The following is a 19913-nucleotide window of genomic DNA, read 5'->3' on the forward strand; positions in this document are numbered from 1 at the left end:
AGGCAGCAATCCACCCCGGATGGAAGAACTAGTCCGACTAGTCCTTTTGGACAGGTAGATACACCATCCCTTCGCGCACCTCGACCGGCAGCGACAACACCGAATAGTCCGGGTCCTCCAGACATTGGCCGTCGCTGAGCCGGAAACGTTGCTTTTTCAACGGGCTTGCCACCCACAGCTCGCCCTGATGCTCGACGATCAGTCCGCGCGACAGCACGCTGACATGGGCGAACGGGTCGACGTTATCAAGCGCAAAGACCCGCTCGTCGGCATAGGGCCGAAACAGCGCCACCTGGCGCGCGCCGATCAGCGCGCAAGCGCCGCCGCCCGGCAAAATGGCGTCAAGCGGACAAATGCGAATCCAATCCATGTTCAGTCCTCCACGCGGTGAATGGCGATGGTCCGGCGCTCTTCGAGAGCCGCCGGGCGAAGCTGCCCGCGCACCGGCACGTATTGCAGGCCAGGGTCGGCGGCGGGACTGTTGATGAAGTCGGCGAAGCGCGACGGGTGGGCCGGATCGGCCAGCGTGCGCTGCCATTCGCACTGATAGGCGGCGCGAAGCATCGCCAGATCGGCTTCCAATTGCGCGCCGAGGCCGAGGGCGTCGTCGACGATCGTCGTGCGCAAGTAATCGATGCCGCCGTCTAGGCTCTCGACCCAGGCCGCCGTGCGCTGCAGCTTGTCGGCGCTTTGCGCGTACAACATGACGAAGCGGTCGAGATAGCGCAGCAAGGTGTCGCGATCGAGATCGGCGGCCAACAGCTCGGCGTGACGCGGCTTCATGCCGCCGTTGCCGCCGACGTACAGATTCCAGCCGGCGTCGGTGGCGATGATGCCCACGTCCTTGCCTTGCGCCTCGGCGCATTCCCGGGTGCAGCCGGAGATGCCGAACTTCATCTTGTGCGGCGTGCGCAAACCCTTGTAACGATGTTCCAGCTCGACGCCGAAACCGACGCTGTCCTGCACGCCGTAGCGGCACCAGGTGCTGCCGACGCAGGTTTTCACCATGCGCAGCGATTTGGCGTAGGCTTGGCCGCTTTCGAAGCCAGCGTCGATCAACCGCGCCCAAATGCGCGGCAAATCGCCCTTGCGCGCGCCAAACAGACCGATACGCTGCGCGCCGGTCACCTTGGTGTAGAGCTGAAAATCCCGCGCCACTTGCGCCAGCGCCATGAGGCCCTCGGGCGTCACTTCGCCGCCCGCCATGCGCGGGATGACCGAATACGAGCCGTCTTTTTGCAGATTGCCGAGGAAGGCGTCGTTGGTCTCCTGCAACACCGCCAGGTCGGGACGCAGCGCGTAATCGTTCCACGCCGAGGCCAGAATCGATGCCACCGCCGGCTTGCAGACTTCGCAACCGTAGCCTTGACCGAAGCGGCGGATGGCCTCGTCGAAGGTTTTGACCTGGTTGACCTTGATCAGATGGAACAGCGCTTGCCGGCTATGGGCGAAGTGCTGGCACAAATGGTTGCTGACCTCGATGCCCTGTCGCGACAACTCGGCGTTCAACACTTGAGCGATCAACGGCACGCAGCCGCCGCAACCGGTGCCGGCGCCGGTTGCGGCCTTGATTTCCTCCACGCTGCGGCAGCCGCCGGCCACCGCCGCGGCAATGCGGTCCTTGCTGACGTCGAAGCACGAGCAAATCACCGCGCTGCCCGGCAGCGCCGACACCCCGGAAGCCGGCCGCGCGCCGGCATAGGCCGGCAGGATCAACGTGTCGGGATGCGCCGGCATCGGCAGCGCGTTGCGCTTCATCTGCAACAGCTCGCCATAATCGTCGACGTCGCCCACCAATACCGCGCCCAAGAGCTCGCGGCCGTCGGCCGATACCACCAGCTTCTTGTACACGCCACCGTGGTCGTCCTGGTAGACATAGCTCTGCGCGCCGGGCGTGCGGCCATGCGCGTCGCCGATGCTGCCGACCGACACCCCCAGCAATTTGAGCTTGGCGCTCATATCGGCGCCCGTGAAGGCGTTGTCGCACCCCATCAGGTGGTCGGCCGCCACTTGCGCCATCTTGTAGCCCGGCGCCACCAGGCCAAAGAATTGGCCGCGCCAGGCGGCGCACTCGCCGATGGCGTAAATGTCCGGATCGGCGGTCAGGCAATGATCGTCGATGACGATGCCGCCGCGTTCGGCCACCGGCAGCTCGCCGTAACGCGCCAACGTGTCTTGCGGGCGGATGCCGGTGGAAAAAACGATCAGATCGACATCGAGCACGCCGCCATCGGCAAAGCGCAGCTTATGCCCCTGGCCGTGGGTGACGATTTCGCGCGTATCTTTGCCGGTATGCACTTGCACACCGAGCGCGTCGATTTTCCGCCGCAACATCTCGCCCCCCATGCGGTCGAGCTGTTCGGCCATCAGAACCGGCGCATATTCGATCACATGCGTTTCCAGGCCCAGCGCCTTGAGCGCGCCGGCAGCCTCGAGCCCCAACAAACCGCCGCCGACGACCACCCCGCTTTTCGCGCCGCGAGCACGCGCCTCGATCGCCTTCAGATCGTCGATGGTGCGATAGACGAAACAAGCCGGATGGGCGCTGCCGGCAATCGGCGGCACCCATGGAAAGGAACCGGTGGCCAGCACCAGCTTGTCGTAGCCGATGACGGCGCCCAGATTGGTTTCCACTTGATGCCGCGCGCGATCGATGCGCTTGACCGCCTCGCCCAGATGCAGATGAATGCCGTGGCGGGTAAAGAAGTCAGGCTTCGCGAGCGCCAAGTCTTCATCGGTATGGTGCGCGAAGTACGAGGACAGGTGCACCCGGTCGTAAGCGGGCCTCGGCTCGGCGCCGATGACGGTAATGTCGTATTCGCCCGGCCAGGCTTTGTCGACCAGCTCTTCCAAGAAGCGCTGACCGACCATGCCGTTGCCGACGACGAGGAGACGTGTGGCGGTCATGGTTGTCTTTCAACAATGGTCAATGGTTTTCCACGATTGTCGCGACCCCCGGCGCCGCGGCGTTTGATCCAGCCCAAACCCCGCGGCCGACCCCCTCTACGGAACTAGTTCTTTCGAACGACAATACCCGCCGGATGGCGGGCATTGCATAGCGAGCAGGAGCGCTTGCCGGTCTAGGGTCTGTCTGCGGCCCTAGCAGGGCATCGCGGCCTTGCGGCGGGCGAAACACCACCAGGTCACCGCAATACACGTCACGTAGAACAACATGAAGCAGTACAGCGCGTCTTGCGGACCGCCAGTGAGCTTCTCGGACAAACCAAAGCTCTGCGGAATGAAATAGCCGCCATAGGCGCCGATGGCACTGATGAAACCAGCCGCTGCCGCAGACTCCTTGACGCCATCCTGCCGTGCCTGGCGCTGCGAGGCTTCGTCCTTGGCCGCCGTTTGCTGGCAATGATTGACGAACAGCGTCGGAATCATCTTGTAGGTCGAGCCGTTGCCGAGCCCCGCGCAGACGAACAGCGCCATGAAGCTGCCGAAGAACAACGGCCAGTTGCCGGCGCCGCCCGCCACCGGCAGCGCCGACAGCACGCCGAAGGCGCCCACGACCATGCCGAAGAACACCAGCATGGTAACGCGCGCGCCACCGACCTTATCGGCGATCATGCCGCCAACCGGGCGGATCAGCGCACCAAGCAACGGCCCGAGGAAGGCGATCTTCGCCACGGGAACAAGCGGAAACAGCGTCTTGGTCAAGAGCGCGAAAGCGCCGGCAAAGCCGATAAAGCTGCCGAACGTCCCCAGATACAGATAGCACATCAGCCAATTGTGGCGGCGTTTGAAGATCACCGCCTGTTCGGAGAACGACGACTTGGCGTCCGCCATGTCGTCCATGCCGAACCAGGCGGCCAAGGTCGCCAGCGCGATCAGCGGCACCCACATGAAGCCGGCGTTCTGCAGCCACAGGCTCTTCTCGACGCCCAGCTTGACGTAGTGTTGCGCCTCGCCGCCGAAGCCGCCGAAGAGCGGCATCGTCACCGCCAGCGGAATCAGGAACTGCGCCACCGACACGCCCAGATTGCCGAAACCGGCGTTCAGGCCGTTGGCCTTGCCCTTTTCCTGCGCCGGGAAGAAGTGGGCGATATTGGCCATGGAGCTGGCAAAGTTGCCGCTGCCCAGACCGCACAGCAAAGCGATGGAGAGCATCACCGGATACGGCGTGGTCGGGTCCTGCACGGCAAAACCAAGCCACAGCGCCGGAATCAGCAACAATGAGGTCGAAAAGGTCGTCCAGCGCCGGCCGCCGAACAGGCCGGGCATGAAGGCGTAGAAGATGCGCAAGGTAGCGCCGGACAGTTGCGGCAGCGCGGTCAACAGGAACAACTGCTCCTTGCTGAAGGTAAAGCCGGCGTTGGGCAGGTTCAGGGTCACCATCGACCACAGCACCGACACAATGAACCCCAGCATCAGGCAAGGGATGGAAATCCATAGGTTGCGCAGCGCCACGCGACGCCCCGTGTTTTGCCAGAAAGTCCGGTTTTCGGGCTCCCAGCGCTGTAATACCGTCGAGTCTGAAGCCATGTCGCTCTCCCAAGTTGACCCACGCCGCGCGTCACGCGGTTTCAGGGGTTATCGCGGGCAAGCTTAGGGAGCGGCGCGGTCTAGCGCCATTCATCGATTGGGGAGGAAGCGGACGGCAGGCGGGCTAGTTTTCTAGTTCTAAAGACCTAGCCGTTGTCATGGTTTTATCCCAGGCCATGCTCGACAGCATAGACCGCCGCCTGCACGCGGCTCGACAAACTGAGCTTTTTCAGGATGTTCTGCACGTGGATCTTGACCGTGCTTTCCGCCACGTCCAGCTTGCGCGCGATCACCTTGTTGCTGTCGCCACGCGCCAGGCAACCGAGGATTTCGCACTCGCGCGGTGTCAGGCGCACCTTATCGCTATTGGCCGCCGGCACGCTGCCGGCGGCGCGGAATTGCTGCACGAGCTTCGCGGTCATGCCCTCGGCAATGACCGCCTCGCCGTCATGGGCACGGCGGATGGCGCTCACCAGGAAATCGGCGTCGATGTTTTTCAACAGATAGCCCCGGGCGCCGTTACGCAACGCCAGGCCAAGATCCTCCGCCTCCTCCGAGACGGTCAGCATCAGCACCGCCAGGTCCGGGGCATCCTGCAGAATCAGTTGCAACACTTCCAGACCGGACAGGCCCGGCATGTTCAAATCGAGCAGCACCACGTCCGGCGTCAGCGCGTGCACCTGCTTGACCCCCTCGGCGCCATCGGCGGCCTCGCCCACCACGCGGATATCGGGCTGCTTGGACAACAATAGGCTGATGCCGCTACGAAACAACGTATGGTCGTCGATCAGCAACACGCGTATCGGTTCAGTCATGATCATTCCTCGGCAACGCGCCACGGGTAGGGTCTGGCCGGACAAGGCTCACGGTAACGCCCGGCCCGGAAGTAATCGTCAGGCTTGCGCCGAGCCGGGCGGCACGTTCGCGCATAATCCGCAAACCGACGTGATGGCCGTCCTCTTGGTCCGCCGCCACCGCCGGGGCCATGCCCGGCCCGTTGTCGCGGATGGTCAGCGACAACACCGGCCCCTCGACATAGCTCACCTCGACCAGATCGGCGCCGTGCGCATGCTTACGCACGTTGGACAACGCCTCTTGCAGGATGAACAACACCTGAATCTGCAGGTCGGTCGGCAACGGCAAGCCATGGCCGGAGACGATGAAATCGACCCCCATCCCGGTCTGGCGTCGAAATCGGTCGATGGTCGCCTCCAACGCGCTCTTCAGGTCGCTTTCCTCCAACCGAGAACGGAAATTGTGCAACAAATCGCGCACATCGTCATAACTTTCCTGCACGCCGGTATGCAAGAGCGGCACCACCGCACGCGCCTCATCGAGCGCGCCGCGCTTGAGGGCGTCCTCCAGCATCTGCACTTGCAGATTCAAGAAGGACAACCCCTGAGCAATGCTGTCATGCAAACCTTGGGCCAGCAGATTACGCTCTTGCGTAATCGCCAGTTCCCGTTCGCTGGCCGCCAGCCGCAGACTCTCCAGCGCATTGCCCAGGTGGTTGCCGAGGCTATCGAGCAATTGCATGTCGCGCGGGGTGAAAAGGTGCGGTTCGCGGAAATACAGCGTGAAGAAACCGGTTTGCTGCTGGCGCGCGCGCACCGGAAAAGCCGACACCTGCGCGAAGCCGAGCCGGGCGCACGAAGCGGGAAAGCCGGCGGGCACGCCGGCGCGAAAATCCTGGATCACCGCGCTGTTGCTGCGCACCACCTGGCCGCACAGACAATCGTCGATCTGGCGGCATTCCGGGGCGGAGGCCAACGTATCGGGCAGATGATCCGCCGCCAGCAGGTGCGCCTGCATGCCGGTCGGATCGGTGACGCGCGCGCTGCACGCTTCGGCGCCAAACCAGCCGCGCAAGTGCTCGACAAAGCCTTGGCACAGCTCCTGCCCGTCGAAATTCTCGTTCAGCCAGGCCGTGGTGCCATACAACAGCGACAGCTCGCGATTCTGTTCATTGAGAATCGCGGTCTTGTCATCCACGCGCGCCTCCAGCGTGGCATAAGACTCCGACAGCCGGTCGGCCATATGATTAAAGCCCTGCGCCAGCTCGCCGAACTCGTCGCGCGTCTCCACCGGCAACCGCACCGACAGGTCGTGCGACGCCATGCGCCCCATCCCCTCGCTCAGGCGCTCCAACGGCCGGAAGATCAAGAGGAACATCAGATAGATTTGCGCCGTGCAGCCGGCGATGGCCATGGCGATCAACATCACCTGCGAGGTCTGCAGCATCAGCGTGCGCTGCTCGTTATAGTGTTCGACCAAATTGACCAGGCTGTCGATCTGCCCGACGAATTCGTCCGCGCGCTGGCGCATGGCGGCGCGGTCGAGCCGGGTTTCCCCGGCGAGCACGGCGCGCGCCGGCGGCAGAATTTCAGTTTCGTAGCGGCTGCGGATGCGGTCGAACGTTTCATGCACCACATCGTCGTGCGGCAGATAGAGCGGCCGCACCGGATCGCCCTCTTTCAGATCTTGCAGCGTGCGATCGAACAACGACAAGTCGCCAACGATGCGCTGGCGCAAGGCGGGTGTTGGCGTGGCGACGTATTCCTGCAGCGACAGGGCCAACCGGTAGGTCTGCTTGCGCAGACTGCCGGCGGCATTGATGGCGGCCGCACCGCCCTCCAATTGCCAGGACAGGTATAAGGTGGCGCCGATCGCCGTCAGCCCGATGAGGAGCGTGAGCAGCAGAAAACTAACGACGCGGGTGCTCAGCCGGCGCTGCGGCGACAAAATAGTGATTGACGGCATGCGATGCGCTCCGGTTTACCCGCCGGTCTGAGACATGAATCTCACGATTTTAGCCGGCGCTTCGACAAAATGGTGTTTTTCCGGTTTACGGCGAATCGCGGCGACGATTGCGGCGCAGAGCTCAGCGTCGTCGCACCCGGCGCGCAGCAATGGCCGCAGCGCGACTTTATCCTCCTGGCCCAGGCATAGATACAGTGTGCCCTCGACCGAGAGACGAACACGATTGCACGTCGCGCAGAAATGTTGACTGATCGGCGTGATCACGCCCAATTGCCCTTGCCCATCCGGCGTCTGCCAGTAACGCGCCGGCCCGCCGCCCAATTCGCGCGCGCTGGGCGCCAAGCCAAAACGGGCAATCAGCCCCGGCAGCACCGCCGACACCGGCAGGTAGTGGGCATTGCGCCCGCGCTCGCCCATGGGCATCACTTCGATCAGACGCAGGATGAAGCCGTGCTCGAAACAGAAGGCGGCCATGCGTTCGACTTCGCCATCGTTGACGCCGCGCATCAGCACCATGTTCAGCTTGATCGGCGCGAGGCCGGCGGCCTTGCCCGCCATCAAGCCGGCGATCACCGCATCCAGACTGTCCCGCCCAGTGACTTCGCGCATACACCCCTTGTCGAGCGAATCGAGGCTCACATTCAGGCGCGTGAGGCCAGCCTGACGCAACGCCGCGGCATGGCGCGCCAGCTGGGTGCCATTGGTCGACAACGATAGATCGCGCACGCCGCCAATGGCCGACAGCCGCTCCACCAGCGAGGGCAATCGCCGGCGCATCAGCGGTTCGCCGCCCGTCAGACGGAAACGTTGCACGCCAAGCGAGGCAAATGCCGCCACCACCCGCGCGATTTCGTCAAAAGTCAGCCAATCCTCCGGTTCGGCATAGCCGTCGAATCCCTTGGGCAGGCAATAGCTGCAACGCAGATCGCAGCGGTCGGTGACCGACAGTCGCAGGTAGTCGATGCGGCGCCCGTAGGCGTCATGCAGGCCGGCAGTGGCCATCGTGCGGGGTTCAATCATGGTGCGGCGCTCCTTGCCGTCAGTGTAGAGGCTGACGGCAGCGGAAACAGTCAGCCGGATGGCGAAAGCATCTAGTTCGAACGAACTAGCTTTTCTTTCCACCCCCAGGCGTCAGAAGACGTCGCCAAGTGCTGACCGATCTTTGCACCCGCCCGAACGCATGCCCGTGCACGGGATCTAGTCGCCCAGGGGTGCGCCGCATCCTTGTTCAAGAAAGGAAAGGGTAACGACATGCAGCACAAATCCATGTTGTGGATTTGGGCAGGGCTCGCCACCGCACCGGCCTGGGCCGAGACGGCCGCGCCTTGCCCATTCGCAAGCAACATCGAAATCCGTGGCGCGGTCTATCACGCCGCGGCGCCGGGCGGCGGCGAATGGATGGGCTTTGCGTCGCCGGGCCTACCGGTGCGGCGTTTCGACAAAGCCACTTTCATCGCCGAGCGGGATAACGCCCTCTACGGCCGGCAAGCAAAATGCAGCTACGAATTACAGCAGGTCGGCAGCATTGATCTTTTTCTCAACCCGCGCCAAAGCGAGCCGCCGCGCATTCGCATGGGTAATCAGAGCGCCTGGAAATCACGCGAGCACCCACTGGGCGTGACCTACTACGAGTGCCGTAAAAAGGACCCGTCTGCCTGCGCCTTTCTCTACACCCAGCCCTAGCGGAGCAACGCCATGGTAAAAGTAAAAATAGCCTGGCTAACGGCTTCCTTGCTGACGGTGATGACGCCGGCTTGGGCCGGATCGTCGGCACATTGCCCGGCCATTCGTGACATCAAGGTTCGCGGCATGCTTTACAGCGCGCGCGTCGATGACGGGGGCAAGTGGCTCGGCATCGCCGATGCCGGCTCGCGGGGGCGGGTCAAAACCTTTGACCGCGCCATCATTTACCCCACCGAACAGCCCACAGGCAAAGCCGGCGACACCCGGCGGCTTGAGGACATGCCGGCCCGTTTCGGCAAATGCAGCTACAACCTCGAACACGGCAGCGTGGATCTGCGCTTCAAACCGGCCACCCAACCCGTTGTCTTCGTCAGCCCACGGGCAACGGCCAGTTGGCAAAAAGAAACAGGCGCATTTGATTTCCGCTATTTCCAATGCCGGCAAGCCGACCCGACGGCTTGCCTCTTTGTCTACACGGACTGAACCCCATGAACATGGAAGGAGTTGCCATGAATAAGCCGCTCGCACTGGCGCTGTCTTGGCTATTGATCGCCGCACCAGCCTTAGCCGAATCGTCGGCGCATTGCCCCGCAACCAACGCCATCAAGATACGTGGCGGCGTCTACACCGCCCCCGTTGGCGACGGCGGAGAATGGCTCGGCATCGCCGCGCCGGGCTCTGGCGGCCGCGTGCAGCGCTTCGACTCGGCCATTCTCTACCCGGCGCAAGGCGGGCACCCGGCCCGCTTCGGCAAGTGCACTTATCGGCTGCAGACCGGCTTGGTCGGTCTGCGCTTCAAACCGGGCAACGCCGAGCCTGCGGCGCGGAGAGCCGGCGCCAACGTTTGGATACGTCAGGAGGGACCGTTCAGCTTGGTCTATGACGAGTGCCGCGAAACCGACCCCACGCAGTGCGCCTTCTTGTACACCGACTAGTATCGGCGGCGCGGCCCTAGCCGCGCCAAAGCCGTCAATTCTTTTCCAAGGCGTTGAATTTTATGTTTTTTTGTTTACGCAGCCGATAACAAACACACGCTTTAACGCCTGTTCATCCTGCCGCAGCCCCCATCGCGTACAACCAAATACACGCAACGCACTTAGCGCGCTTTTCAATAACGATATCAAGGAGTCACCATGAAAACCCGACTGATTGTCGCGATACTCGCCCTCTTTGCCGCCGGCATGCCGGTCGTCGCCGCCGCCTACGACAAAGACCATCCCGCGATGAACCACTGCACCCAGAACCAAGACGGCAGTCAAACCTGCTCAACGCATTGAAGAAAGAGCGATAACGCACGCTACCGGAACGCGCCGTAGCGTGCGTTCGCGAAGCAACGCACGACATCAAAATGATCAGGCCGCTCTTTTTCGGGTATCATTCCTATTCCCCTTTACCGTGTATTCACCGTGTATCAGCTCATCGTCTCCGACTTGGACGGCACGCTGCTTGACGCCAATCACAGTGTCGATCCCTATACCGCAGAAACACTGCAAGCCCTAGAAAATCTAGGCGTGTACCTGGTCATCGCCACTGGGCGGCACTTCCTTGACGTCGCTGGCATACGCGCCGCGCTCGGCGTGCGGGCCCACCTGATCACCGCCAACGGCGCGCGCATCCACGACCCCGCCGACCGGTTGATCTACCGCCGTGACATTCCGTCCGAACTCGTGCGGCAATTGGCGGACCCGGCTTTGTCGCGGGGCTGCTTGTTGAATTTTTATGTTGACGATGGCTGGCTGATCGACCAGCCTTGCCAGCGCTTGTTCGACGTGCACCGGGACTCCGGTTTCCAGTACCAGCTCAGCGACCTCACCCAGCATAGCGGCGAAGGCGTCGGCAAGGTGTTGTACATTGCGCCGCACGATCACCTGCTGACGGTGGAACAGCAGTTGCACCAGCGTTTCGGTGACGGCGCGGCCATTACCTTCTCCGCGCCGGACTGCCTCGAAGTCATGGCCCGCGACGTCTCGAAAGGCAGCGCGCTGCAGATCGTGCTCGACCAGTTGGGCATCGACGCCGCGCACTGCCTCGCTTTCGGCGACAATCAAAACGACATCGAACTGCTGCAAGTGGCCGGCCACCCCCGCGTCATGGGGAACGCGCATCCGCGACTGACGGCGCAACTGCCCGATGCAATGCGCATCGGCCACAACCACGAAGCCGCGGTCGCTCGCCACCTGCGCGAGCTGTTCAAGCTGCGTTAAGTCCCGAGCAAGTCTCAAGCGTCTCAACTTGGCGGCCCTGGGCCGCCAAGTCCGATTTCTACTCTCTACTATCCGCGTGACGATCATGTCGGCCGAGGACCGGCCAAAGAAAAAGACGCCCGGGTTGCGCGCTTCTCACCAAAGATTTGCCTTGTACGACTACCCCGACGCACAAGGCAACAACCAGCGTATAAGAGCGAAGGGTTCCGGCGAGTAGCGCGCAACCTGGGCGTCCTCATTGGGAGCAACAGGTTACCAAACCAGGCCGGACCAGCCCGTGACATCGCGGCCGACCTGTTACGTCAAGCTTACGCCTGCGGCAGAAACTTGCACGGATTTAGTCTGAATTTGGCTATACAAACATGGGAAAAATTCTGAATATTTCTGAATGGCGTGCGATTTCCCTGCAAAAACACCCTTACTGCTCGCTGCAATAGAACTGAAAGTCTTCGTTGACCTGCACGTTGTACAGTCCGTCGGCAACGGGAGTAAACGTCATGGATCCCGTCATGCCGGGTTGCAGCATGGGGAATAGCGTCGACAGATCATCGCCGGTATCGTCGCGATAGCGCGACACGTTCCGGGTCAGATATTGAAAGCGCCCCCGGCCCAAATCCTGAAAGCGCGCGTCAATTTGCCGATGCAGGACGTGCAAGGCGCCATCCGATTTCCAATTCACGTTGAAAATCCATTGCGAGCCGGCGGCAAACACCATCAAGTGGCCCGATACGTGACTGGCGCCGTCTTGCCCGCGTGCGATAACCACATTGGCCAGGCAAGGATTGCGCGGCGCCAGCACGCGTCCGCCGGCGGGGTTGGCCCACCACAGCGTACCGGCCAGCAACGCTTCCAACACCAGAATGATCAGATATTTTTTTGCATTAGCGATACGCATGTTTCCGCCCCATCAGGCAGCGCGGTGGGGCACGCTAGGATGATGTAATTCTTACCGACCGCACGATAGTACACGTATCGGATGTTTTGCTGCTCCAGCCCAAAGCCGCGGTAGCGCGCCAATACGTCGGCCAAAGACATGCCAGGGTCCTTGTAGACGTACACCTTGATGTCGGTCATGGTGCCCAACAGGCGAAATCCGTTATCCGAGCGCAGCAGCAAGCTGCCGCACAAGAGCGCCATCAATAAGATCAACGCGCCCCACCACCAAGTGGGTAGCCGCCGCGGCGTCGGCGCCGCGTACCACGAGGCGACCTCCTGCACCAGCACCGGCGCGGGGGAGTCCGGGGCATCCGGCTCGCAGTCGGGATGCCATGGCTCGGCCTTGCCGACAAAAGCGACGCCGACACGCGGCAAGGTTTTGAGCAGATCAGCCGGCAGGCCTACCGCCTCAAACGCATTGCGCAGCCCTTTCACCACCTTGTAATAGTTGTTTTCCGTGACGATGACGCCACGCGAACCCCAGAGCAACGTGATGATTTCACGCTTATCCTGGATGCCGTCGAGAAGCGCGGACAGCAGGCGAGCCTCGTGCTCCTTCAGCTCGACATGCACATCCTGCTTGGAGAGATGTCTGCGCTGGCGGTCGAACAGCACCTGCCCTTCCAGCACAAACATCGGAGGAAAGTCATTTTGCAATGCCATGTATGTGTAGACGACCGCATGCCGGCGCTCGGGGTAGGCGACAACATCAGTCATTCATAAATTTCTTATACGCTAGATGGCGATTATACATGCCCCACATCACACGACCATGACTTAAATCGACCCGAGCGTATGCGCAGACAACCTGTTTAGGTCCGCTCGTCCAGCAAATGCTGCACGGCGCGGTTGAAGCAGTTCACCCAGTATTTGTCGAACTGATGATCCGCCGCGTTCACCTCCGCCGCGGCGCGCAACGTGGAGCGAGGCTGTCCGCGCGCGCCCTGCTTGACCATCACCGACTCGAAGGCATCCACGAGCGCCATGATTTTAGCGCCCGGCTCGATCTCATCCGCGAGCAACCCTTGCGGATATCCCGAACCATCCGGTTTTTCGTGATGGTGAAGCACGATGCGCGCCGCCAGATCCCAGCCCGGTATGCGCTGCAAGATTCCGGACGCCCATCCCACATGCTCGCGCATCAATGCCCGCTCGGCATCGTTCATGACACGGCTGCCGACCCATAGCGTTTCCGGCAGCAGCATCATGCCTAGGTCATGCACGTAAACCGCCGCGCGCAACTGGTCGGCGTCGACCGGCGAGCCGGCCAGCTGATTGGTCAACAGCGCCAACGTCAGATTGCGCTCGGTACGGCCGGTGAATAGCGACGAACGCCGCTCCAGTTGCAGCGCCAGTTGTTTGAAAAAAGCCAGATCGCCCGTTCGATCGGCGGTCAAGGCAGCCAGATCGGGCGCCTCGCCACGCGTTTCGTCCACACCGGTCAACGCATCGATCAGTTGGCCGCAGGCCCGCTCCAACTGGGGGGGCGGCAGCGACTTGAGCGCCTCCAGCGAGGCGGTCAGCTCTTTCAGATGCAAGCCGCCGGTCGGCTCATTCGCCGCCAGCGCCTCCACCGTTTGCTGCAAGCGGTCCGTCGACAGCAGCAGCACATCGGCCAGCCGGGGCGTAAAAGGCACCTCGCCCGCGCGCACCCTTGCCAGCAACGTTTCGGCGGCGTGGATGAACGGCACCAGGAAACTGAGCCGGCATAGACTGGCGTCGCCCTTGATATTGTGAAAGGTTCGAAACAGATCCGCCACGGCACCAGTGTCGCCCGGCTGCTGCCTCAGCAAGGCGACCAAGGCTTCGATATGCGGCGCATAATCATTTAAGGCATCGTGAAAGTCATGGAAACTGTCTTCATCCTCGATCAAAGTCGAGATTTGCTCGTCAGTCATGGCCCGCTCCGCGGCATTTGCCGGTCAATCAATCTATTTGAATTGCATGATAGCGGTTGGCATAACTCGTGCCTATAGGTTGCATAAAAAATGCGCCATAACGCGAGGCTCTTGCCGAAACCAACCGCCTTATACTATGTTCGCTTGAAATATTAATTTTAAAACCACAATGAATTCGACCCCTGATATCGCCGATTGCGCGAGCACCTTACGCAAACAGATGATGCTCCTGGTCCGCCGGCTACGCCGCGAGAGCACGCCACTAGAACTACCGCTAAGCCAATTGCTGTTGCTCAGCCGCATCGAGCAGTTGGGCGACGATGCCACGCCGACGGCGCTTGCCGAATATGAAGGGCTGCGGCCGCAGAATCTATCGGCACTCTTGCGCAAACTGGAGCAAATGGGGCTGACCTACAAAGAAGAAAACGCCAGCGACAAGCGTAAAAGCTGCGTACGCCTGACAGCGGCCGGACTCGGTGTCCTGACATCCAACCGCAGCAACCGGGATAACTGGCTCACCTTGGCGATGACCAGCACCCTGACGCCGGACGAGGTCGCCCTATTAAAGCAAGCCGGACCCCTGCTGGAACGGTTGGCCGTGGCATTAGAACCACCGCGCGCCGAGCGGGGAAAATAGGCCATTAACCCTTTTACAATCATGGTTTAGCGTTATGCCACCATGACATGCCACGCACCTGTCAAAAATAAAGCTTGCATAGTATTCAAACCTTATGCATTATCCGTCCCTGCAGGATTTATCAAGTCGAAATTAGGATGGTCGTAGCTGACGAAAGTCTGTACCACGGATGCCTTTTCCCTTGATTTTCATGCGCTTGAATTTTTTATTTTTATGATGGGAATTACACATGGCAACGGGTACCGTTAAGTGGTTCAACGACGCTAAGGGCTTTGGCTTTATCACTCCGGACGAAGGCGGCGAAGACGTGTTCGCTCACTTCTCCCAAATCAAGGCCAATGGCTTCAAGACCCTGGCTGAAAACCAAAAGGTCAGCTTCGACGTCACCATGGGCCCGAAGGGCAAGCAAGCTTCCAACATTCAGCCGCTGTAATCATCGGCCGATAATGCTGGACAAGAACCCGGATTCGATCCGGGTTTTTTTACGGCTTGTCAAAGCACATTTCATTCTGCATGATGCCCCTTTAACCCCAAAGCCCCCGATTCCCGCCGCATGACCGATATCTTGCACACCATCCTGGCACGCAAGGACCAGGAAGTCGCCGAGGCGCGCACCCATGCGCCGCTCGAACAAGTCCGCCAAGCCGCCGAGGCGCGCGCCGCCGACCGGCGCGATTTTGTCGACGCGTTGCGTCTCCGTCATCGCCGCGGACAATCGGCGGTCATCGCCGAAATCAAGAAAGCGAGCCCCAGCAAAGGCGTCATCCGCGTCGACTTCGACCCGGCCGACATTGCCCGGCACTACGCCAGCCACGGCGCCGCCTGCCTATCGGTGCTGACCGACCGCGATTTCTTCCAAGGCGACCGGCGCTATCTGGAGGCGGCACGCGCCGCCTGCTCGCTGCCGGTGCTGCGCAAGGACTTTCTGGTCGACGAGTATCAGGTCTACGAAGCCCGCGCCATGGGGGCCGACTGCGTGCTGCTGATCGCCGCCGCGCTTGACGACGGGCGACTGCACGCGTTCCACGATCTGGCAACGGAGCTGGGCATGGCGGTGCTGGTGGAGGTACACGACGGCCAGGAGCTCGAACGGGCGCTCGCGCTTGCCACGCCGCTCATCGGCATCAACAACCGCAACCTGCGCACTTTCGCCGTCGATTTGACCACGACCCTCGATCTGCTGCCACGCATCGACGACGGGCGCATCGTCGTGACCGAAAGCGGCATTCTGGCGCCACAAGACGTGCGCCTGATGCGCGAACATCAGGTGATGACGTTCTTGGTCGGCGAAGCCTTCATGCGCGCCCCAAACCCGGGCGCGGCCCTCGGCGAGCTCTTCGCACTGGATTGATTGAGTGGGCGTAGGGTGCACTCGCCGAAGGCAGTGCACCACCGACACACGCAGCGCCAGGCACCCTCTCTTTTGCGCTAATAATCGAACCCAAGGTACATATAGCCGATCGGACGACCGCCGCGCGCCGACCCCACACCGACGAAGAAGGGCCCGAGGATGGTATCCGCGCCCAAGAATAGCGAACCGCCGGGCAGCCATTCGGTATCCTGATCGCCGAAATTGCGCCGCCAGACCTTGCCCATTTCCAGCGACGCGCCGGCATACAGCCCCGAGCCCAGCGCCGACGGCAGCGTGGCGGCGCGCCAATACACCATGGCGCGCGCCAGCCCCACCTTCTCGCCATAGAGCTCGTCCTGCTGATAGCCGCTCAGATTCAGGAAGCCGCCGAGAAACTGCGGCGTATTAAAGTGATTGGGGTCGGCAACATCCAAATTTCCCTTCAGCTTGCCGGTAAGGCGCCAAGTGACGTCGCCGAAGGTCGTCGCATTCTCCGCCGTCAGCCCGTAGTAGCGCGTGTTGACGCCGGTCCAATCCGGCATGCCGTAGCGCAAGTTGCTGTCGAAGAAATAACCGCTGCGCGGCCAGCGCGGATTGTCGAACTGATCGGCTATCGCCGACAACTGCAAACCGGCTTCGGTGGTCTTCTGTTCAAGCCACGATTGAGAAGGCTGCAACTGTCCCATATTGACGCTCGGATCGTACTGCACCCAATAGGGGCCGCCGCGCAACTGCCCGTATTTTCCCAGCGCCACACCGGCATCGAGCGCCCCACCCGACTCGGACAAGTCGAGTTGGGCATATTTATGGTGATTGTCGTCAAAAAATGGCCAGGCGACCTGCTGATAGTTCGCCCGCGCCGCCACGAACATGGGGCTGTCGAGACCCAGCGGCTGATAGAACTCGCTGCGCACCGCGGTATCCGTGCCGAGCTGCACGTCGTTTCGCCAAGTGGCGCCGTACGCATTAAGCCATGTGGACAACGACGAGGCGAGGAAATTGACGCTGGAATCGCCCGTGGTACTGCTCTTCAAGTTCATGCCAAACCGCAGATAGGTCGGTCCGACCGCACGCTCGACCGGCAGCACTTGCATGACGCTCCGTCCATCGATGTCCTGGATACGATAGGACAGGCTGTCGTAATCGCCGCCGGCAAACAGTGAGCGCAGCTTCTGCCGTGTGCCGTCCAAATTGCCGGCTTGTCCATCATCCTGACCCAGCGCGCTCGCCAAACGTTCAGCGTTGATATGACCGGCAACAGGGCTCACCACCTCGATGCGGTCGATCTTGGGCGGCGCCGGCTCAGTCAAGCGGGTGTGCCAGGCCTGATAGGCGTCGGGCGGCACCGACCAGGCCTTGAGGCGCTCGCGCACCGGAGCCACCGCCGCCGCGCCGCGGGCGATGATCGCCTGGTTATCGGCGAACGATGCCGACGAGTAGCCGTTCAGATCAGGCCGGATCACGATATCCTGGTCATCGAGCAGCGCCTTCTGCTGACGCACGTTGCGCGTGACCAGCAGATTGCTGGTTTGCGCCAGCACATCGAACAAGTTGTGGATCTGGTCGGTCTTCATCAGCGGCGTGCCGACGTCCACCACGATCACATGATCGGCGCAGCGATGCTTCAAGTCCTCGATCGGCAGATTGCGCGCCACGCCGCCATCGATCAGCAGCCGCCCCTGATCGGAGACCGGATCGAATAGTCCCGGCACCGCCATGCTGGCACGCAGCGCCGTGGCGAGCGAGCCATGATCGAACACCACCGCGTCGCCGTTGGACAGATCGGTCGCGACCGCGCGAAAGGGGATCGGTAGATGATCGAAGCTATCGACCGTCCGGTCGCGGGTCAGTTGCCGCAGATAGAGGTCGACGTCTTGCGAATTAATGGCGCTGCGCGGCACGCGGAAAACCCCGTCGTGCACCCCGAAGGTAATGTCGAAATAATTTCGGTAATCGTCGTTCTTGCGCTCATAGGGCACTTGGGCCCGGTCGGGCTTACCCGACAGCATGGCATTCCAATCGGCGTCCTTGAACGACTGCTGCATCTCGTCCAGCGGCAGACCGTTGGCGTACATGCCGCCGATCAACGCGCCAGCGCTCGTGCCGGCGATACAGGCGATGGGAATGTGCAACTTCTCCAGCTCGCGCAGTACGCCCAAGTGCGCGAATCCGCGCGCGCCGCCACCGCCAAGCACCACGCCGATGCGTGGCGGCGGCGCCTCGGCGGCCTGTGCGCCGAAGGCCAGGAACGACAAGCTCAATAACAGACAGGTACAGGTGCGGATCATGCGGCAACCAGGATTGGGAACCCGGCGATCATAGCTCATCCAGCGACTTGACCGAAATCCCCATGCGCTGCATACGCGACAACAGTGTGGTACGTTTGAGGCCAAGCCGGGCCGCCGCCCCTTTAGGGCCGGCGACGATGCCGTTGGTCTCGCGCAGCACGCGCAAAATGCGGTCGCGCTCCGACTCGCTGCCGTCGGATGGCGACAACGGCGGCGGCATGACCGCCCCCCGCACCGGCATGGGCGCAGCCGGCACCGGCAAGTCCGACATCGGCAAATGCAGCTCCGGCCCGCGCGATAGAATCACCGCGCGCTCGATCACGTTCTGCAATTCGCGCACGTTGCCCGGCCAAGGGTGCCGGGAGAGGCGCAAAAGCGTCTCGTCGGAAATGACTTCGATTTGGCGCTTAAGCCGCCGGGCGAATTTTTGCGCGAAGAACCGTGCCAATAGCGGAATATCCTCGGGACGGTCCCTGAGCGGCGGCACCCAGATCGGGAATACGTTCAGGCGATAATACAAATCGCTGCGGTAACGCTTTTCGGCGATCATCTGCGACAAGTCGCAACTGGTCGCCGCGATCACGCGCACATCGACCGAAATGATCTTTTGCCCGCCCAACCGCTCGATTTCACGCTCCTGTAGCACGCGCAGCAACTTGGGCTGCAGTTCGAGCGGAATGTCGCCGACTTCGTCAAGAAACAACGTGCCTTGGTGCGCCAGCTCGAAACGGCCGAGACGCTGCGCGCTGGCGCCGGTGAAAGCGCCCTTTTCATGGCCGAACAGCTCGCTTTCCAGCAAGCCGGCGGGAATCGCCGCGCTATTCATCGTGACCATGCGCTGTGACTTGCGCGGGCTCAAATTATGGATCGCCCGCGCGATCAGCTCCTTGCCGGTGCCGGTCTCGCCCTGAATCAACACCGAGGAATCGGTGTCTGCCACCATGCGCACTTGCTCCAGCACCTCGGACATCACCACGCTTTGGCCGATGATCTCGTCGAAACTCTCGTAATTGCTGATCTCCTCGGTCAGCAGGCGGTTCTCCCGCGCCAACCGGTCTTTCAATTGGGAGATTTGCTGATAAGCCAAGGCGTTGTCGAGCGACAGCGCGATACGCGCGGCGATCTGCTGCAACAAACGCAGATTGTCGTGGAAAAATGCCGCCTCACGGCCATGCGCCAACATCAGCGCGCCGAGGATGCGCTCGCCGGAAAACAGCGGCAGCACGCACAGCGAATGAAATCCCTGCGCCAACAGCGCACGCACGTGGCGGTGCTCGGCGCCGAGCGCGCGCATGCGCGCCGCGTCGCACACCAGCACCTGCTTGTTCATGACCATATCGCGCGCGGGCAGATGAGACAGCGCGAATTCAGCCTGCTCGCGCTCCAGGGAACCATCCGGGCGAAACAGCGCGGCATGCGACTCCACACGGGAGGACTCGGCGTCGAACAGATTCAGATCGGCAAAGGGAATATGCAGATAGTGCGACAGCGCGCGCGCCACCTGCTCGACCAGATCGTCAAACTCCAGCGTCGACAGCACGGCATTGGTGACATCGACCAGAATTTGCAGATGATCCCGCTCGCGGCGAAGCGCTTCAAGTGCGTCGTCGTCCGTCATGGCGGAAAAGGGAGCATGCAAATGGGCGTCCATGCGTCGAGCCAAAAGTG

The 19913-nt window shown here is 61.9% G+C and carries 19 protein-coding genes; 8 read left to right on the top strand and 11 right to left on the bottom strand.

Annotation, left to right across the window (positions count from 1 at the left end; all coding sequences use genetic code 11):
• Window positions 1–37: 37 nt before the first annotated feature.
• From nirD to moaA, 6 genes are all read right to left on the bottom strand, one after another.
• On the bottom strand, window positions 38–370 hold the full coding sequence (gene nirD, locus JOZ06_RS15465) for a nitrite reductase small subunit NirD (protein ID WP_293233998.1): 333 nt from the start codon (window positions 368–370) through the stop codon (window positions 38–40).
• Between the two features lie 2 nt (window positions 371–372).
• Complete coding sequence (gene nirB, locus JOZ06_RS15470; protein ID WP_293234000.1) at window positions 373–2907, bottom strand: nitrite reductase large subunit NirB; 2535 nt, start codon at window positions 2905–2907, stop codon at window positions 373–375.
• A gap of 192 nt (window positions 2908–3099) precedes the next feature.
• Entirely contained in the window at window positions 3100–4488 is a 1389-nt protein-coding gene (locus tag JOZ06_RS15475; protein ID WP_293234002.1) for a NarK family nitrate/nitrite MFS transporter, read from the bottom strand.
• 164 nt (window positions 4489–4652) lie between these two features.
• The gene (locus tag JOZ06_RS15480; RefSeq protein ID WP_293234004.1) at window positions 4653–5303 is read right to left on the bottom strand and encodes a response regulator transcription factor; all 651 of its coding nucleotides are present in this window, start codon (window positions 5301–5303) and stop codon (window positions 4653–4655) included.
• Entirely contained in the window at window positions 5296–7248 is a 1953-nt protein-coding gene (locus JOZ06_RS15485; RefSeq protein WP_293234006.1) for a type IV pili methyl-accepting chemotaxis transducer N-terminal domain-containing protein, read from the bottom strand. The genes JOZ06_RS15480 and JOZ06_RS15485 overlap by 8 nt, the downstream gene beginning before the upstream one ends.
• 15 nt (window positions 7249–7263) lie before the next feature.
• Window positions 7264–8268, bottom strand: coding sequence for a GTP 3',8-cyclase MoaA (gene moaA / locus JOZ06_RS15490; RefSeq protein ID WP_293234008.1), 1005 nt, complete (start codon window positions 8266–8268; stop codon window positions 7264–7266).
• Between the two features lie 231 nt (window positions 8269–8499).
• Here moaA and JOZ06_RS15495 point away from each other — a divergent pair, with 231 nt between their 5' ends.
• From JOZ06_RS15495 to JOZ06_RS15515, 5 genes are all read left to right on the top strand, one after another.
• On the top strand, window positions 8500–8931 hold the full coding sequence (locus JOZ06_RS15495; protein WP_293234010.1) for a DUF3757 domain-containing protein: 432 nt from the start codon (window positions 8500–8502) through the stop codon (window positions 8929–8931).
• A gap of 57 nt (window positions 8932–8988) precedes the next feature.
• Window positions 8989–9414 carry a DUF3757 domain-containing protein gene (locus JOZ06_RS15500; RefSeq protein ID WP_293234064.1) on the top strand — a complete coding sequence of 142 codons (426 nt, stop codon included), beginning with the start codon at window positions 8989–8991 and terminating at the stop codon, window positions 9412–9414.
• 26 nt (window positions 9415–9440) lie between these two features.
• Entirely contained in the window at window positions 9441–9866 is a 426-nt protein-coding gene (locus JOZ06_RS15505) for a DUF3757 domain-containing protein (protein ID WP_293234012.1), read from the top strand.
• 198 nt (window positions 9867–10064) lie between these two features.
• Entirely contained in the window at window positions 10065–10208 is a 144-nt protein-coding gene (locus JOZ06_RS15510; RefSeq protein WP_293234014.1) for a hypothetical protein, read from the top strand.
• A 129-nt stretch (window positions 10209–10337) separates the two neighbouring features.
• Window positions 10338–11135, top strand: coding sequence for a Cof-type HAD-IIB family hydrolase (locus JOZ06_RS15515; protein ID WP_293234016.1), 798 nt, complete (start codon window positions 10338–10340; stop codon window positions 11133–11135).
• Between the two features lie 418 nt (window positions 11136–11553).
• On the opposite strand, the gene JOZ06_RS15520 is transcribed toward JOZ06_RS15515, so the two are convergent.
• From JOZ06_RS15520 to JOZ06_RS15530, 3 genes are all read right to left on the bottom strand, one after another.
• Complete coding sequence (locus JOZ06_RS15520; protein WP_293234018.1) at window positions 11554–12030, bottom strand: hypothetical protein; 477 nt, start codon at window positions 12028–12030, stop codon at window positions 11554–11556.
• Complete coding sequence (locus JOZ06_RS15525) at window positions 12000–12788, bottom strand: hypothetical protein (RefSeq protein ID WP_293234020.1); 789 nt, start codon at window positions 12786–12788, stop codon at window positions 12000–12002. Before JOZ06_RS15525 ends, JOZ06_RS15520 begins: the two co-directional genes overlap by 31 nt.
• Window positions 12789–12883: 95 nt before the next feature.
• Window positions 12884–13969, bottom strand: coding sequence for an HD domain-containing phosphohydrolase (locus JOZ06_RS15530; protein WP_293234022.1), 1086 nt, complete (start codon window positions 13967–13969; stop codon window positions 12884–12886).
• A gap of 169 nt (window positions 13970–14138) precedes the next feature.
• Between JOZ06_RS15530 and JOZ06_RS15535 the strand changes: the two genes are divergently transcribed.
• From JOZ06_RS15535 to trpC, 3 genes are all read left to right on the top strand, one after another.
• On the top strand, window positions 14139–14606 hold the full coding sequence (locus JOZ06_RS15535; protein WP_293234024.1) for a MarR family transcriptional regulator: 468 nt from the start codon (window positions 14139–14141) through the stop codon (window positions 14604–14606).
• 229 nt (window positions 14607–14835) lie between these two features.
• On the top strand, window positions 14836–15039 hold the full coding sequence (locus JOZ06_RS15540; protein WP_293234026.1) for a cold-shock protein: 204 nt from the start codon (window positions 14836–14838) through the stop codon (window positions 15037–15039).
• Window positions 15040–15159: 120 nt separating this feature from the next.
• The gene (gene trpC, locus JOZ06_RS15545; protein WP_293234028.1) at window positions 15160–15957 is read left to right on the top strand and encodes an indole-3-glycerol phosphate synthase TrpC; all 798 of its coding nucleotides are present in this window, start codon (window positions 15160–15162) and stop codon (window positions 15955–15957) included.
• Between the two features lie 77 nt (window positions 15958–16034).
• Here trpC and JOZ06_RS15550 read toward each other — a convergent pair whose 3' ends face one another.
• Both JOZ06_RS15550 and JOZ06_RS15555 read right to left on the bottom strand, forming a co-directional pair.
• Complete coding sequence (locus JOZ06_RS15550) at window positions 16035–18245, bottom strand: patatin-like phospholipase family protein (RefSeq protein WP_293234030.1); 2211 nt, start codon at window positions 18243–18245, stop codon at window positions 16035–16037.
• A 28-nt stretch (window positions 18246–18273) separates the two neighbouring features.
• Window positions 18274–19896: a sigma 54-interacting transcriptional regulator gene (locus JOZ06_RS15555; RefSeq protein WP_293234032.1), complete on the bottom strand. Its 1623-nt coding sequence runs from the start codon at window positions 19894–19896 to the stop codon at window positions 18274–18276.
• Window positions 19897–19913: the final 17 nt, after the last annotated feature.

It is taken from the genome of Paludibacterium sp. (assembly GCF_019232825.1).
Taxonomy (GTDB): domain Bacteria; phylum Pseudomonadota; class Gammaproteobacteria; order Burkholderiales; family Chromobacteriaceae; genus Paludibacterium.